Source organism: Variovorax ureilyticus (assembly GCF_037889935.1).
Taxonomy (GTDB): Bacteria; Pseudomonadota; Gammaproteobacteria; order Burkholderiales; family Burkholderiaceae_C; genus Variovorax; species Variovorax ureilyticus.
The window spans coordinates 133,469-149,027 of the sequence record NZ_JBBKZU010000003.1 but is presented as its reverse complement, the minus strand read 5'-3'; the positions used below and the strand labels follow the sequence as shown (position 1 = coordinate 149,027).

Annotated in this window: 11 protein-coding genes; 10 read left to right on the top strand and 1 reads right to left on the bottom strand. The window is 68.8% G+C overall.

Features of this window, described 5'->3' with window-relative positions; translation table 11 throughout:
* Window position 1: 1 nt before the first annotated feature.
* The 4 genes from WKW77_RS08075 to WKW77_RS08060 all read left to right on the top strand — a co-directional run bounded on the left by WKW77_RS08075 (window position 2) and on the right by WKW77_RS08060 (window position 3,613).
* Window positions 2-1,048 carry a TRAP transporter substrate-binding protein gene (locus tag WKW77_RS08075; protein ID WP_340356340.1) on the top strand — a complete coding sequence of 349 codons (1,047 nt, stop codon included), beginning with the start codon at window positions 2-4 and terminating at the stop codon, window positions 1,046-1,048.
* Window positions 1,048-1,593, top strand: coding sequence for a TRAP transporter small permease (locus WKW77_RS08070; protein ID WP_340356339.1), 546 nt, complete (start codon window positions 1,048-1,050; stop codon window positions 1,591-1,593). The genes WKW77_RS08075 and WKW77_RS08070 overlap by 1 nt, the downstream gene beginning before the upstream one ends.
* 2 nt (window positions 1,594-1,595) lie before the next feature.
* Window positions 1,596-2,897, top strand: a complete 1,302-nt coding sequence (locus WKW77_RS08065; RefSeq protein WP_340356338.1) for a TRAP transporter large permease — start codon at window positions 1,596-1,598, stop codon at window positions 2,895-2,897.
* A gap of 293 nt (window positions 2,898-3,190) precedes the next feature.
* Entirely contained in the window at window positions 3,191-3,613 is a 423-nt protein-coding gene (locus tag WKW77_RS08060; protein ID WP_340356337.1) for an acyl-CoA thioesterase, read from the top strand.
* Here the strand turns inward: WKW77_RS08060 and WKW77_RS08055 are convergent.
* Complete coding sequence (locus WKW77_RS08055) at window positions 3,599-4,564, bottom strand: LysR family transcriptional regulator (protein ID WP_340356336.1); 966 nt, start codon at window positions 4,562-4,564, stop codon at window positions 3,599-3,601. The two genes, WKW77_RS08060 and WKW77_RS08055, sit on opposite strands and share 15 nt — an antisense overlap.
* Window positions 4,565-4,703: 139 nt before the next feature.
* On the opposite strand from WKW77_RS08055, the gene WKW77_RS08050 reads away from it, so the two are divergent.
* The 6 genes from WKW77_RS08050 (at window position 4,704) to WKW77_RS08025 (ending at window position 15,554) form a co-directional block, all read left to right on the top strand.
* Window positions 4,704-5,642 (top strand): dihydrodipicolinate synthase family protein, encoded by a 939-nt coding sequence (locus WKW77_RS08050; RefSeq protein ID WP_093161116.1) that lies wholly within the window; start codon window positions 4,704-4,706, stop codon window positions 5,640-5,642.
* A gap of 64 nt (window positions 5,643-5,706) precedes the next feature.
* Complete coding sequence (locus tag WKW77_RS08045) at window positions 5,707-6,672, top strand: Bug family tripartite tricarboxylate transporter substrate binding protein (protein ID WP_340356335.1); 966 nt, start codon at window positions 5,707-5,709, stop codon at window positions 6,670-6,672.
* The gene (locus WKW77_RS08040; RefSeq protein ID WP_340356334.1) at window positions 6,662-7,360 is read left to right on the top strand and encodes an SDR family NAD(P)-dependent oxidoreductase; all 699 of its coding nucleotides are present in this window, start codon (window positions 6,662-6,664) and stop codon (window positions 7,358-7,360) included. The genes WKW77_RS08045 and WKW77_RS08040 overlap by 11 nt, the downstream gene beginning before the upstream one ends.
* Window positions 7,361-7,401: 41 nt before the next feature.
* Window positions 7,402-8,568: a mandelate racemase/muconate lactonizing enzyme family protein gene (locus WKW77_RS08035; protein WP_340356333.1), complete on the top strand. Its 1,167-nt coding sequence runs from the start codon at window positions 7,402-7,404 to the stop codon at window positions 8,566-8,568.
* A 154-nt stretch (window positions 8,569-8,722) separates the two neighbouring features.
* Window positions 8,723-9,565, top strand: a complete 843-nt coding sequence (locus tag WKW77_RS08030) for a caspase family protein (protein WP_340356332.1) — start codon at window positions 8,723-8,725, stop codon at window positions 9,563-9,565.
* Window positions 9,566-9,596: 31 nt separating this feature from the next.
* Window positions 9,597-15,554 carry a CHAT domain-containing protein gene (locus tag WKW77_RS08025; protein ID WP_340356331.1) on the top strand — a complete coding sequence of 1,986 codons (5,958 nt, stop codon included), beginning with the start codon at window positions 9,597-9,599 and terminating at the stop codon, window positions 15,552-15,554.
* Window positions 15,555-15,559: the final 5 nt, after the last annotated feature.

Here is a 15,559-nt window from a genome sequence, read left to right as displayed (position 1 = left end):
CATGTCGACAACCCGCCTCATGCCCTCGGCTGCCGCGCGCGCCGTCCTCGCCCTTTCGGCGGCGCTGGCCCTGGCCGGAGCACCCGCGCAGGCGCAGGACAAACCCGTCCAGCTCAAGATGTCGAGCTGGGTGCCCGCGCAGCATCCGCTGAACCCCTCGCTGCAGGCATGGGCGGACGACATCAAGAAGGCATCCAACGGAACCATCACAGCGGTGCTGTTCCCGTCGGAGCAGCTCGGCAAGGCCTTCGACCACTACGACATGGCGCGCGACGGCATCGCCGACTTCGCCTACATCAACCCGGGCTACCAGCCGGGCCGCTTCCCGATCATGGCGGGCGCTTCGCTGCCCTTCCTCTTCGCCAACGGCAAGGGCGGAACAGCCGCCATCGATGCGTGGTATCGCCAGTACGCCGCCACCGAGATGAAGGACGTGAAGGTCTGCTTCGCCTTCGTGCACGACCCCGGCACCTTTCACGCGCGCAAGAAGATCCTCGCGCCCACCGACATCAAGGGCATGAAGATCCGCCCGGCCACCAGCACCATCGGCCAGATGGTCACCTCGCTCGGCGGCACCAACGTGCAGGCCTCGGCCCCCGAATCGCGCGACATGCTCGAGCGCGGCGTGGCCGATGCGATCACCTTCCCGTGGGGTTCGATCGGCCTCTTCGGCATCGACAAGGTGGTGAGCTATCACATGGACGCGCCGCTCTACGTCACGCCTTTCGTCTGGGCGATGAACAAGGGCAAGTACGACAGCATGTCGGCTGCGCAGAAGAAGGTGATCGATGACCACTGCACCAGCGAGTGGGCCGAGAAGGTCGCCACCCCGTGGGCCGACTTCGAGTACGGCGGCCGCGCGAAGATCGCCGCGCAATCGGGCCATGAGATCTACAAGCTCACGCCCGAACAGCTCGACGCATGGCGCAAGTCCGTGGCCCCGGTCGAGGCGCAATGGGCCGAGAGCGTGAAGAAGGTCGGCCAGGATCCCAAGGCGGTGATGGATTCGCTGAAGGCCAACCTCGCCAAGACCAGCTCGGCGCTGTAATGACGGCTGGAAGCGACCACGCCCCGAAGAAGATTGGGGCGGCCGGCGACCGGTTCATCAATGCGATCGAATGGCTCGCCGCCCTGTTCGTGGGGATCGTCGCGCTCAACATCTTCCTCGCGGTGGTGTTGCGCAAGTTCTTCGACACCTCGATCCCCGACTCGTACGACTTCGGCCGGATGCTGCTGGGGATCCTGATCTTCTGGGGCATCGCGGCGACCAGCTACCGGGGCGGCCACATCACGGTCGACCTCGTGTGGACCGCCGCGAGCCCGCGCATGAAGCGCTGGATCGACGTCTTCGCCACCGTGGTGCTGCTCTTCGTGGTCACGGTGCAGACCGCCACGCTGTTCGACAAGGTGCGCGGCACCTATGTCGACCATGTGCTGACCTACGACATGAACATCCCGACCTGGCCGTTCTACGCGGTCGCGTGGCTCGGCGATGTCTCGGCCGTGCTGCTGATCGCGATCCGCACATGGCGCCTGATCTTCCATCCCGAACTCCTTCACGACGAGAAGCCTGAAATGAAAGCCGATGAGTAAGCATGAGCACTGATGCAATCGCCATCCTTGGCTTCTTCGCACTTTTTGCATTGATGCTCCTGCGCGTGCCGGTCGGCATGGCGATGGGGCTGGTCGGCGTCACCGGCTACGCATCGATCGTCGGCATCGGGCCGGCGCTCAAGCTGGTGGGCCAGACGTCGATGCGCACGGTGACCGACTACACCTTCGGCGTGATCCCGATGTTCATGCTGATGGGCGCGCTGGTGTCGGTGTCGGGCGTGAGCCGCGAGCTGTTCAAGGCCGCGAACTCGATGATCGGGCACCTGCGCGGCGGCCTCGGCGTCGCGACCGTGCTGGCCTGCGGCGGCTTCGCGGCGATCTGCGGATCGTCGGTCGCCACCGCGGCCACCTTCTCGGCGGTGGCCTATCCGGAGATGCGGCGCTTCAACTATCCGCAGTCGTTCTCGACCGGCGTGATCGCCGCGGGCGGCACGCTGGGCGCGATCCTGCCGCCGTCGACGGTGCTGGCGGTGTACGCGATCCTCACGCAGCAGGACATCGGCAAGCTCTTCATGGCGGGCATCGTGCCGGGCATCCTCGCGATGACCATGTACGTGCTGACCATCATGGTGATCGTCAAGGTGCGTCCGGGCTGGCTGCCGGGCGGCGAGGTCAAGCCGTGGTCTCAGCGCGTGGCCGACCTCAAGAACGTGTGGGCGCCGCTGGTGCTCTTCGTCTTCGTGATCGGCGGGCTCTACGGCGGCTTCTTCACGCCGACCGAAGCCGGCGGCGTGGGGGCGAGCGGTGCCTTCATCCTGGGGGTGCTGCGGCGCAAGCTCGACGGGCCGAAGATCCGCGAGGCACTGCTGTCGGCGACGCGCACGGCCGCAGCGGTGTTCACCGTGCTGATCGGCGCGCTGCTCTTCGGCTACTTCCTGACGATCACGCAGAGCCCTCAGAAGCTCACCGAGTTCCTCACCGGCCTCGGCATCGGCCGCTACGGCGTGCTCGCGCTCATCATGCTGATGTACCTCGTGCTCGGCTGCCTGATGGACGCGATGGCGATGATCATCCTCACCGTGCCGATCATCTATCCCGTCATCGTGCACCTGGGCTTCGATCCGATCTGGTTCGGCGTGATCATCGTGATGACGGTGGAACTGGGCCTGATCCATCCACCCGTGGGGATGAACGTGTTCGTGATCAAGAGCGTGGTGAAGGAGGTGACTTTCACGACGATCTTCAAGGGCGTGCTGCCGTTCATCCTGACGGACATCCTGCGGCTCGTCATCCTGATCGCGTTCCCGATCATTGCCTTGTGGCTGCCGACCAGGATGGGGTGATGGTCGACGGGTGGGGCGGGACCGCGCCGACGGTGTACTCTGCTCCGCGAATGTCCCCCGCCCTTCGGGCTCCTCCTTTATTTCGCTGCGCAGAGCACACCATCGGCGCGATCCGTCACGGCCGTGGTTGATCGGCCCGCACGCCGCGGCGTTTCCCGTGGCGAGGATGCCGGGTGGTCCCCGCAGCGAAATAAAGGAGGAGGCCGAAGGCCGGGGGACATTCGCGGAGGGGACCACCCGGCGTCCTCGCCACGCGCCCCGACCTCCCCCGCGGATTTCAACTTCACACTGACATGAGCATCGAAGTCATCTACACCGTGCGCGTCGAATTCGGCGACTGCGACCCTGCCGGCATCGTCTGGTTTCCCAACTTCTTCCGCTGGATCGACGCCGCGTCGCGCCATTTCTTCGCCGAGCGCGGGGTGCCGCGCTGGGAAGAAACGGCGCAGACGATGGGAGTCATCGGCACACCGCTGGTCGACACGCACACGCGCTTCGTCAAGAGCGCAAGCTACGGCGACACGTTGAGCGTTACGGTGACGATTCCAGAATGGCGCGACAAGAGCTTCGTGCAGCGCTACCGCGTGATGCGCGGCGAAGACCTGATTCTCGAATGCGAGGAGGTGCGTATCTTCGCGGCCAAGCGCGAAGGCGGGGGCATCCGCGCGGTGCCGATCCCCGCAGAGATCCGCAGCCTCTGCTCAACGCCCGCCTGAGCCCGGTGGGCGCTCCTGCACGAGCGTCCACAGCGCCTCGGCCGCCGGCGCCATGTCCGCGCGCTGGCGATAGAGCCTGATCTCGACGGGCACGTTCCATTCGGCGGATGCGGCCGCGACCAGCGCGCCGCTCTTCAACTCAGCCGCGATCAGGCTCCTCGGGAGCCAGGCCACGCCGCGGCCCTCGAGCGCCATCGCCTTGAGCAGGGCCGCATGGTGCGCGGTGAACACGATGTCGACGCCCTGCGGCAGCGTGGGCACGCTGCTGCCCTCGCCGAACACCTGACGCATCCGCGCACGCATGATGCGGCCGAGCCCTGAAGGCTCGCTGTACGCCAGCACCGGTACCGCCGCCTCCGCAGCATCCAATGAATGCATCGCACCGCCACCCCCGGCCAGCGGCGCGGACACCGGCAGCAGCACATCGTCCGACAGCCGCAGCATCGGGAACTCCGCCTCGTCGAGTCGCCCCGGCACCTCCGGGTGCCCATGGCACAGCACGAACTGCACGCGACGCTGCAGCGCGAGGTCCTCGCAGGCATGAAAGCTGTCCGAGATGGTCTGGATCGGTCCGAGCCGCAACTGCGACTCCAGCCCGCCCAGCCACTGCGGAAAGAAGGTGAGCGACAGCACATGCGTCGCCGCGAAGAGCAGGCTCGCCGCCGCCTGGTCGTGCGCGGCCCGCGCCTTGATGCGCGCCGATTCCAGCTGGGCCAGCGTCTCTTCCAGCAAGGGCTGGAAGCGCCGCCCCGCCGCCGTGAGCGCGGCCGGATGCGCGCTGCGGTCGAACAGGTCCACGCCGACCCATTCCTCCAGCGCGCGGATGTGCCGGCTGAACGCGGGTTGCGCAATGTTCCGCGCCTGCGCCGCGCGGGAGAAATTGCCGCTTTCGGCCAGCGCCAGGAAGTCCTCCAGCCATTCCAGATCCAGCGGTCGGTTTCCCGGGCCCATGCGGTGCGTCCTTTCTCGGTTTCTCCGTGGAGATAGTTGTATGCGAATCGGGTATTGGACCGTATACGCCTCGGGGCGGGAAGATTCACCCCATCGACAGCCACCCGACAACCCACTGACTCATCCAGGAGACGACTGCATGCCTTCCATCGCGAACTACAAGGGGATCATTCCCGCCATCTCGTGCCCCTTCACCCGTGACCACAAGATCGACGAGCCCGCGCTTCGCAAGCTGGCTTCATGGCTCGCCGGCCACGATGGCGTGGTCGCGGTGATGACCAACGGCCACACCGGCGAGGTGTTCGCGCTGACGCCCGCGGAGCGCGCCGAGGTCACCCGCATCGTCGCCGACGAGCTCAAGGGCCGCCTGCCGGTGATCTCGTCGATCGTCTGCGAAGGCCTGGCCGATGCCGCCGAGCATGCCCGCGCCGCCAAGGCCGCCGGCGCCGTGGCGCTGGACGTCATGCCGCCCCACCACTGGCTGCGCTTCGGCTTCACGCCGGACCATGCGCTGCAGTATTTCGAGGCGATCCACAAGGCCGCGCCCGAGCTCGACCTCGTGTGCCACGTCTACCCCGCGTGGACGCGCGCTTCGTATTCGTCGAAGCTGCTGGCCGACCTGGCCCGGCTGCCCTACGTGCAGGCCTTCAAGGTGGGTCAGCGCGACATGAACAAGTACGCCCGCGACATCCAGGCGATTCGCGAAGCCAATGCCTCCAAGGCCATCCTGACCTGCCACGACGAATACCTGCTGGCTTCGATGGTGCAGGGCGTGGACGGCGCGCTGGTCGGCTTCGCCACCTTCATCCCGCAACTCATCATCGACCTGTGGAACGCGGTCAAGGCCGGCGACCTCAAGCGCGCGATGGAAGTGCAGGCCATCATCACGCCGCTCAAGGATGCGGTCTACGGCGGCGGCGAGCCCACGGGCGAGGCCCATGCGCGAATGAAGGGCGGCATGTACCTCGCAGGCGTTCTCGACGACGCGACGGTGCGCCCGCCCACCGAGGCGCCCAACGCCGAGGAAGTCGAAGCCCTGCGCGCCGCCGTGAAGCGCGCGGGCCTGCTCAAGCGCTGATTCCGCCGACCGAAGCCGGGCGCCAAGTCCGCCTGGCTCTTCAAACCCATCCAGGAGACAAGACATGCGACGCAAGCACTTCATCCGCGCCGCGCTGGGCGCCCTCGCCCTCGCGGCGACCGCCAGCGGCTTTGCGCAGACGTATCCGAGCAAGCCGATCAAGATGGTGATCCCGTTCCCGCCCGGCGGCACGCTGGACTTCGTGGGCCGCCTGCTGGCACAGAAGCTCAGCGACCAGATGGGCCAGCCCTTCGTGGTCGAGAACCGCGCGGGCGGCAACGGCGTGATCGGCGGCGACGTGGTCGCCAAGGCGCCCGCGGATGGCTATACGCTGCTGTTCAACGCCTCGACCTTCACCACGGCGCCGATGACGATGAAGTCGGTGCCCTACAACGTGAACCGCGACTTCGCGCCGGTGGCGCTGGTGGCCAAGGCGCCGCTGTCGGTGGCGATCAACAAGAAGCTGCCGATCACCGACATCAAGTCGCTCATCGCGTATGCGAAGGAGCATCCGGGCAAGATGACCTTCGCGGTGGGTTCGATCGGCTCCGCCGGGCATCTTTCTACCGAGTTGCTCAGGCGCGCGGGCAATATCGACTACCTGATCGTTCCCTACAAGGGCACCGCGCCGGCCTTCCAGGACCTGATCGGCGGGCAGATCGACGGCTTCATCGATCCCATTCTCGGGTCGCTCCAGTACCACAAGAGCGGCATGCTCCGCGTGGTCGCGGTGACCTCGGCGCAGCGCGCCTCCAGCCTGCCGGACGTGCCGACGGTGGCGGAGACGATTCCCGGCTTCGAGTTCTACAGCTGGTATGGCCTCTGGGCGCCGGCCAAGACCTCGCCGGAGATCGTGCAGCGGCTCAATGCCGAGGTGAACAAGGCGCTGGCCGGCGACATGAAGGACAAGCTCAAGGAACAGGGCCTGCTGCTCGCACCCGGCAGCGCGGAGGAATTCGCGAAGTTCCAGGGCGGCGACATGGCGCGCTCCCAGAAGATCGTGACCGAGGGGAACATCCATGTCGAATGACCTGCGGCATGCCGTGGTCACCGGCAGCAGCAGCGGCATCGGCCGCGCGATCGCGGAATCGCTGCTGGCTTCGGGCTGGCGCGTCAGCGGGCTGGATGTCGCACCGCCGGCCATCGCGCACGGGGCCTTCACGCCGGTCGAAGCGGACCTGTCGAAAGGCGAGAGCGTCGCCGCCGCGGCCGCCGCGCTGCAGGACGCCGATGCGCTCGTGCATGCGGCCGGCGTGCTGCGCGTCGGGACGCTCGGCCAGCTCGACCACGCGGGCGGCGAACTGATGTGGCGCCTGCATGTGGATGCCGCGACGCGCATCGCCGATGCGATCGTGCCCGCGATGGCGCAGCGCAGGCACGGCCGCGTGATCTTCATCGGCAGCCGCGTGGCGCAGGGCATGCCGGGACGCGGCCAGTACGCGGCCACGAAGGCGGCGCTCATCGCGCTGGCGCGAAGCTGGGCGGCCGAAGTCGCGGACCGGGGCGTGACGGTGAATGTCGTCTCGCCCGCCGCCACGGCCACCGGCATGCTGGCCGATCCGGCCCGGGCCGGCAGCGCACCGCGCCTTCCGCCCATCGGAAGGCTCATCGAGCCGGCGGAGATCGCCGCCCTCGTCGCCTTCCTGTTGTCGCCCTCCGCGGCCGCCATCACCGGCCAGGACGTCGCCATCTGCGGCGGCTCCTCGCTGCCGCGCTGACGCTGCGCTCTTTCACTTCCCGTCACTCATCGAAAAGCATCATGAAAATCGTCGACATCATCGAATCCACCCGCCCGATCAAATCGGACATCCGCAACGCCTACATCGACTTCTCGAAGATGACCCTGAGCCTCGTCGCCGTGGTCACCGACGTGGTCCGCGACGGCAAGCCGGTGATCGGGTACGGCTTCAACTCCAACGGCCGCTACGGACAGGGCGGACTGATCCGCGATCGCTTCCGCCCGCGCGTGCTCGAAGCCGATCCGGCCACGCTGGTCGACGAGACCGGCGAGAACCTCGATCCGCACAAGATCTGGGCGCAGATGATGATCAACGAGAAGCCCGGGGGGCACGGCGAACGCTCGGTGGCCGTGGGCACGATGGACATGGCCGTGTGGGACGCGGTCGCGAAGATCGCGGGCAAGCCGCTCTTCCAGCTGCTGGCCGAACGCTACGGCAACGGCAAGGCCAATCCGCGGGTCTTCGTCTACGCGGCCGGCGGCTACTACTACCCCGGCAAGGGACTCGACGGCCTGCGCAAGGAAATGGAGAGCTACCTCGCTCGCGGCTACTCGGTGGTCAAGATGAAGATCGGCGGCGCCACGCTGGCCGAGGACTGCGAACGCATCGAGTCGGTGCTCAGGATCCTCGGCCCCGGCCAGCAACTCGCGGTGGACGCCAACGGCCGCTTCGACCTCAAGACCGCCGTCGACTACGCCAAGGCGCTGTCGCAGTACCCGCTCTTCTGGTACGAAGAAGCGGGTGACCCGCTCGACTACCAACTGCAGGCGAAGCTCTCCGAGGTCTACGCGGGCCCCATGGCGACCGGCGAGAACCTCTTCTCGATGCAGGACGCGCGCAACCTCATCCGACACGGCGGCATGCGCCCCGACCGCGACTGGCTGCAGTTCGACTGCGCCTTGAGCTACGGCCTCGTCGAATACTTGCGCACGCTGGACATGCTGAAGGAATACGGCTGGTCGCCGAGCCGCTGCATCCCCCACGGCGGGCACCAGATGTCGCTGGCGATCGCAGCCGGCCTCGGGCTGGGCGGCAACGAGAGCTATCCCGATCTCTTCCAACCCTATGGCGGCTTCCCCGATGGCGTGCGGGTGGACAACGGCTACGTCACCCTGCCGGCCCTGCCGGGGATCGGCTTCGAGGGCAAGGCGGACCTGTATGCGGAGATGAAAGCCCTGAGCGCCTGAGGCTCGATGACCGGCGCGCGCGGCCGCATCGCGCCGTGCGCCCTGCCGTGCGCCATAGTCCGTTTGGAAGACGACTTGCGCGCCTGCCGCGTGTTCAATCAGGAAGGCGCCGCCGGCGCCCCCATCCTGACCGAACGAACGACAGGAGGCACGCATGTCCAAGCTCGCCCTGTGCATCGGCATCAACAACTACCCCGGCACCGACATGGACCTTGCCGGCTGCGTCAACGACGCCAACGACTGGGCCGCCGAACTGACTTCGCGCGGCTTCAGCGTGCGCAAGCTGCTCGACGGGGAAGCGACCAAGGCCGGCATGGTCGACGCGTTCAACCACATCGTCGGGCAGGCAGTGAGCGGCGACGTGGTCGTCATCACCTACTCGGGCCATGGCACCTACCAGTACGACACCGACGGCGACGAGGCCGACGGACTCGACGAGGCGCTCTGTCCCCACGACATCCGCCTGATCAACGCCGCGCTGATCGACGACGAGATCCATGCGATCTTCATGGCGCGCCGCGAGGGCGTGCACATCGTCCTGATTTCCGATAGCTGTCACTCAGGGACCGTGAACCGTGCGCCGCCGAGCAGCGCCGACAAGGAGGCCGGGAGGATGCCGCGCTTCATGCCGATGACGGCATGGATGTCCGGCGAGCGGCTCGCGAAGGGGGGGCCGGGCGGCGGCCCGGTGCCCGCCGACGCGAACCACACAGCCGCCGCCGCGCTCGGGAGCGCGCAGCAGGACGATGCCGGCGACGTTCTCATGGCCGGCTGCGAGGAAGGCGAGAACCACTTCAGCTATGACGCGACCTTCGCGAACCGCTCCAACGGCGCCTTCACCTTCTACGCGCTGAAGGCGCTGCGCGCCCTGCCCGCGAACGCGAGCTACACGCAGTGGCACGCGGCGCTGGCGGACGACCTGCCTTCCACGCGCTATCCGCAGAAGCCGCAGATCCAGGGCAGCGCGCAGGCGCGAAACCGCGCTGTCTTCACCTGACGCCCTGCCACGCCGAGAGGAGAGACAGCGCATGGCGCCACCGATCGTCCTGAAGCTCACCGGACGCGAGGACACAAGACCCGAGGTGCCTGCTCTTCTGAAGTCTTCCACGCGCAGCGCGAACGTCCCTGCGGCCGAGGACGATTTCCTGCCCGACGGACTGCTGACGCCGAAGTCCGGCATCGAGCTGGGCGCCGCCGTACGCGGTATGGCCGACGCCACCGCGAGCGAAATCGCAGCGGCCGACGACGACGTGCTGGTGATCGACCTGGCCGACGGCGGCACGCTGGTCACCAGCCCCGCGCGTCTGCGCGATGCGCTGCTGCTCAACCGGCCCGATCTGGTCGACGACGATGGCCGCGTGCTCTTCGATCGCCTGAACGCCGAAAGCGCGATGCCGCGCCGGGGCGTCTTTTCCGACGCGATGGGCAGTCTGGTCACGCGCGTGGTGTCGGTGGCCGTGGGCCGCGATTCGCTGACCGAGGCGGCAGAGGCGCTCATCGCCGATCTCCCGAAGGACAAGGGCGCCAAGGGCAAGCAGGCGGCCGCGGTGGATGCCGGCGTGAGCTGGCTCGCCACCCAGGCGCTCATGACCGTCATCGAGGACCGCCTCGGCCGGCCGGCCGGTCATCTCTACCGCTGGAACGATACGGGCGGCAAGCTCGAAGGCGGCGCGCCGGACGACGTCGCGGCGATGATCGGCTCCGATGGCAAGGCTCGCCCGGCGCTGGTCTTCGTCCACGGCACCGCGTCGAGCACGCTCGGCAGCTTCGCCGACCTGCAGCGCGGCGACCGCGGCCTCTGGGCCCGGCTCGAAAGCCGCTTCCCGGGCGGCATCTACGGCTTCGAGCACCGCACGCTGTCCGAAAGCCCGATCGACAACGCGCTGCAACTGGCGACGGCGCTGCCCAAGGGTGCGCGCATCAGCCTCGTGACCCATTCGCGCGGCGGTATCGTCGGCGACCTGATGTGCCTGCAGGACATCGACCGCCACATCGACAGCTACAGCTTCGCCTTCCCCGGCGTGGGCGATGCGCAGGGCCGCGAAGCCGAGGTGCGCAAGGAGCTGGACACCGCGCACGCCCGGCACCGCGAGCAGCTGGGCCACCTGTTCGCGATGCTGCGCGACAAGGCGCCGGTGATCGAGCGCTATGTGCGCGTGGCCAGCCCTTCGCAAGGGACCAAGCTCGCGAGCGGCAACTTCGACGTGTTTCTCTCGGGCCTGCTGACGCTGATCGGCCGGGTGCCTTACTTCTTCGGCAACCCGCTGTATTCGGCGTTCAAGCGCGTGGTGATCGAGATCGCGCGCAACCGCACCAATCCGCACCTCGTGCCGGGCATCGAGGCGATGCTGCCCGACTCGCCGATGGCCGCGCTACTACGCGACGGGGCGGTGCAGCCCGACATCCGCATGGGATTGATCGCCGGCGACATCCAGGGCGGCAACCTGCTGATGCGCATGGGGACGCTGCTCACCGACTTCCTGCTGTTCGAGAACACCGACAACGACCTCGTGGTCGACACCGCATCGATGCTCGCCGGGGTCGCCGTGAAGGCCAATGCCCGCGTGATGTTCGACCGCGCGTCGGATGTCTCGCACTTCAGCTACTTCGGCAACCTGGAGACGCGCAGCGCGATGCGCGACTGGCTGGTGCTCGATCGGCCGGACGACGTCGCCGCGTTCCGCGTGATGCCGCCGCAGTTCACCAGCCTCGACGCCGCGGGCATCGGCGCGTCGCGCGACGCCGCGGGCGCGGAGCGGCCGATCGTCGTCGTGCTGCCCGGCGTGATGGGCACCTGCCTCGATGCGGACGGCAAGCGGGTGTGGCTGAACCCCCTGAGCCTCGCGGCCGGCGGCCTCACGGACATCGCCTTCGGCGCCGCCAATGTGACGACCGGCGGGCTCTTCGGCAAGACCTACGGCGCGATCTGCGAGCACCTCGCGGGCAGCCATCGCGTGGTGCCCTTCCCCTACGACTGGCGCCAGCCGCTGGACGTGCTCGGCGAGCGGCTCGGCACCTTCCTCGACCTGCTGCTGAAGCAGACGACGCAGCCGATCCGCCTGCTCGCGCACAGCATGGGCGGGCTGGTGGTTCGCGCATGCATCCACCGGCGGCGCGAAGTGATGGACCGGCTCATGCAGCGCGACGGCGCGCGACTCGTCATGGCCGGCACGCCGCACCAGGGCTCGCATTCGATGGTCGAGAACCTGCTGGGCAAGGGCGACGCGCTGCGCACGCTCGCGCGGCTCGACATCCGGCACGACATGCAGGAGGTGCTCGATGTCGTCTCGGGCTTCCGCGGCGCGCTGCAACTGCTGCCGCGGCCGGGCTTCGTCGACACCTTCGAAGGACAGCCGGAGGGCGGCGAGCCGCAGCAGTACTGGCGCCCCGAAGGCTGGACGGCGCTGAAGGCGGTCAACACCGACCTGTGGTTCGGCGACTACCACTGTGGCCAGCCCGATGCCGAGACCCTCGCCTCGGCCGGATGGCTGTGGACCGAGGATGCGAAGGCCGACGACACCGGCCTGCCCGCGCTGCCGGACGCGTATCGCGCGAAGTCGGTCTACGTTTTCGGCATCGCGCCGAACACCCCGTGCGGGGTCCGGCTGGAAACGCGCAGCGGAACGCCCCGCCTGCGCATGGTCTCGACCGCACGCGGCGACGGCACCGTGACCTGGGATTCGGGCCGCATCGGCGGCATCGGGAGCTTCTACTACCTGCCGGCGGTGCATGGCGATCTGCTTTCCACCCCGTCCGCCTTCGCTGCACTGGGCGAGCTGCTGGTGACCGGCGCGACCGCTGCGCTCGAGCGCACGCCGCCCATCGCGCGCGGGGCCGCGCCGGACCGCCCGGTGAGCTACGACCCCGGTCCGCCGAACGCGGTCGACGACGCGACCCTCGCCGCCGCCGTGATCGGCGGCACGCCGGACACCCGCGTCGCGGCGCGCGCCAAGCAGCGCCTCGAAGTGAACCTCAAGGCAATGGACCTGCGGTTCCTGTCGTACCCGATCATGGTCGGCCACTACGAGAACGACTCGATGGCCGGCACCGAGGCGCTGATCGACGCCGAGCTCATGGACGGCCAGCTTGCGCAGCGCCGCGCGCTCGACCTCTACGCCGGCCCGCTCGGCACCGCGGCGGTGGTGCTGCGCACGCCCAGCGCGATCGAACGCCGACGCGGCGTGCTCGTCGGCGCGGTGGTCACCGGCCTGGGCAGCTACGAAGGCAGCCTGAGCCAGGACGCGCTGATGGTCGCGGTGCGCGCCGGCGTGCTGCGCTATCTGCTGCAGGTGGTCGACGTGATGGGCCGCGAGGACCGCGAGGTGCCGCTGGCGACCCTGCTGCTCGGCTACAACTCGTCGGCCAACCTGACCATCGCCGGCTCGGTCGAGGCGCTGGTGCGCGGCGTCATCGATGCCAACGAGAAGTTCCGGCGCACCACGGGCCTGTCGGTGCGGGTGTCGCAGCTGGACATCGTCGAGCTCTATCTCGACACGGCCATCACCGCGGTCTACGAGCTGCGCCAGCTCGCGTCCCGGCTGCAGACGGCCGCGGCGTCGAAAGACACGCTGCTCGCCTGCAACCCCGAGCTGGTGCAAGGCACCGGGCTGCGCCAGCGCCTGTTCGATGCGCGTGGCGCGAGCTACTGGCCGCGGCTGATCGTCACCGATGCCGACGACCAGGCCGCCGCTCCGCGCCCCGACGGCGCCACCCGGCTTGCCGACAGGCTCCGCTTCCTCTACGTCGGCCAGCGCGCGCGCGCCGAGACCGTGGTGCAGCAGCGCCAGCCGAGCCTGATCGAGACGCTGGTGCGCCAGCAGATCAGCCAGACGCAATGGAACGCCGACTTCGGCCGCATGCTGTTCCAGCTCATCGTGCCGCCGGACTTCAAGGACGCGGCGCGGCAGCTCCAGCGCATCGTGCTGGTGGTCGATGGCGCGACCGCCAACCTGCCGTGGGAGCTGATGCTGACCGATCCCCTGTTCGCGACCGAGGCGCAGACGGACGGCCCGCTCGTGCCGCTGGCGCTGTGCACGCCGGTGGTGCGGCAGCTGTCCTCGTCGGCCTACCGGCGCGACGTGCGGCAGAGCCTGGCGCGCAGCGCCTACGTGGTCGGCAATCCGTCGGTGCAGGGGTTTGCGGCAGCGTTTCCGGATCCGGCCAACCCGCAAGGCAAGGACCCCGATCCGCTTTCCGGCGCCGAGGTGGAAGCGAACGCGGTCGCGGGCCTGCTGGTCGGCATGGGCTACGAGGTGAGCCGCGCCATCGGCGCCGACAACCTCGCCTCCGACGTGCTCGCGAAGCTCTATCGCAAGCCCTACCGCATCCTGCACGTGTCCGCACACGGCGTGTTCGACCAGCGGCACGTGGACGGGCTGCGCCGCAGCGGCGTGGTGCTCTCGGGCGGGCTGCTCATCACCGCCGCCGAGATCGAGGCGATGGAATCGGTGCCCGAACTGGTCTTCCTCAACTGCTGCCACCTGGGCCAGATCGATCCGGGCGGGGCGGCCGGGCCAACGGTGCGCGACGGCAACAAGCTGGCCGGCAGCGTCGCGCGCGAGCTGATGGCCATCGGCGTGCGCTGCGTGGTCGTCGCGGGCTGGGCGGTGGACGACAAGCTGGCGCAGCAGTTCGGCGAGGTGTTCTACCAGTCGCTGCTGCAGAACCGGCGCCCCTTCGGAGAAGCAGTGTTCGAGGCCCGCCAGGCCCTGTGGGCGACGCGATCCGACAACGTGACGTGGGGCGCCTTCCAGGCCTATGGCGATCCGCTCTGGCTTGCGGAGCCGGCCGACGCCACTTCCGGCGCCGCAGGGGGCCGAGCGCCCTTCGCGTCGATCGACGAGATGCTCGACGAGCTCGCGCGCGCCCGGGTCGAGATCGCGCGCCGTCCCGACCGCGCGCTGGAAAGCGAACGGCAGGCGCGTATCCAGGCGATCGAGGAGGCGCGCGACCGGCGCTGCCCGCCGTCCTGGCTGCGGTTGCCGATGCTGCAGTCCGCACTCGGCACGATCTGGCGCGATCTGGGCTGCCCCGACCAGGCCTATCGCGCCCTGGTCGTGGCGATCCGGACGGTCGACCTGCAGGGCCGCGTACCGATTCGAGACATCGAGCAATTGGCGGCGGTGGAGGTCGAACTCGGATTTGCGCGCGCCGAACGCGACATCGAACGCATCCACACCGGACAACAGGCGGGCCGCAAGTACCCGCCGCGGCCGATGCCCAAGGGCCTGCCGCTGATCGAGCACGGCATCGGGCGGCTGCGCGCGCTGGATCGCCTCGTGTCCGGCGGCACGCTCTGCCGCGCGGCCGCGCCGCTGCGCGCCAACGCCGATCGCTATGCCCTGCTCGGCGACGCCTGCGAACGCAAGGCGGTGGTGTTCGCGCTGCATCTGCTGCGCATCAAGGGCACCGCCGCGCAGCGCCACCGCTGGCGCAGTGCGATGACCGATGAGGTGCAGGCCGGCCTGCAGGCGTATGCGCGCGCCGAAGGCATGGCGGGCGACGACGGCTTCCGTCCCTGCGAGGCCCTGCGTGCGCTCGCGCTGCAGACCGCGCTCGATGGATGGGATGCGCCGGCAGCGATGGCCAACGGCGTGGCGCTCGCACGGCAGTGCGGCCTGATCATCTCCAGGGCCACCGCGCACGACGGCGATGCCTGGGACGTGGTCGCCAGCCCCGAAGCCCTGCTGGTGGAAAAGCTGCGCGACGGCAGCTTCGCCGCGCCGGACGGTGCCGGCGATGCGGCGTTGGCGTCCGTTCTCGAGGCCTACCGTGACGCGCTGATGAATCTCGGCCCGCAGGTGCGCCGCATCGACACGACGATGGACCACCTCGACATGCTGTCGATCCTGTTCGACGCGCGCTTTCTCACGGGCGGCGGCGAGGCCTGCCGGCGCATGGCCGACCGGCTCGTCGCGCTCATCCAGCAACTGCGGCCGGCGCGCCGGGTGCGGCCGGACCGGCCGAAAACGCCGCTCGCCGGCTGAGCCGG

What these genes read in the sequence shown, in the direction of transcription:
- WKW77_RS08075 (WP_340356340.1), top strand. Translation starts at nt 2, where the DNA reads ATGTCGACAACCCGCCTCATGCCCTCGGCTGCCGCGCGCGCCGTCCTC.
- WKW77_RS08070 (WP_340356339.1), top strand. Translation starts at nt 1,048, where the DNA reads ATGACGGCTGGAAGCGACCACGCCCCGAAGAAGATTGGGGCGGCCGGC.
- WKW77_RS08065 (WP_340356338.1), top strand. Translation starts at nt 1,596, where the DNA reads ATGAGCACTGATGCAATCGCCATCCTTGGCTTCTTCGCACTTTTTGCA.
- WKW77_RS08060 (WP_340356337.1), top strand. Translation starts at nt 3,191, where the DNA reads ATGAGCATCGAAGTCATCTACACCGTGCGCGTCGAATTCGGCGACTGC.
- WKW77_RS08055 (WP_340356336.1), bottom strand. Translation starts at nt 4,564, where the DNA reads ATGGGCCCGGGAAACCGACCGCTGGATCTGGAATGGCTGGAGGACTTC.
- WKW77_RS08050 (WP_093161116.1), top strand. Translation starts at nt 4,704, where the DNA reads ATGCCTTCCATCGCGAACTACAAGGGGATCATTCCCGCCATCTCGTGC.
- WKW77_RS08045 (WP_340356335.1), top strand. Translation starts at nt 5,707, where the DNA reads ATGCGACGCAAGCACTTCATCCGCGCCGCGCTGGGCGCCCTCGCCCTC.
- WKW77_RS08040 (WP_340356334.1), top strand. Translation starts at nt 6,662, where the DNA reads ATGTCGAATGACCTGCGGCATGCCGTGGTCACCGGCAGCAGCAGCGGC.
- WKW77_RS08035 (WP_340356333.1), top strand. Translation starts at nt 7,402, where the DNA reads ATGAAAATCGTCGACATCATCGAATCCACCCGCCCGATCAAATCGGAC.
- WKW77_RS08030 (WP_340356332.1), top strand. Translation starts at nt 8,723, where the DNA reads ATGTCCAAGCTCGCCCTGTGCATCGGCATCAACAACTACCCCGGCACC.
- WKW77_RS08025 (WP_340356331.1), top strand. Translation starts at nt 9,597, where the DNA reads ATGGCGCCACCGATCGTCCTGAAGCTCACCGGACGCGAGGACACAAGA.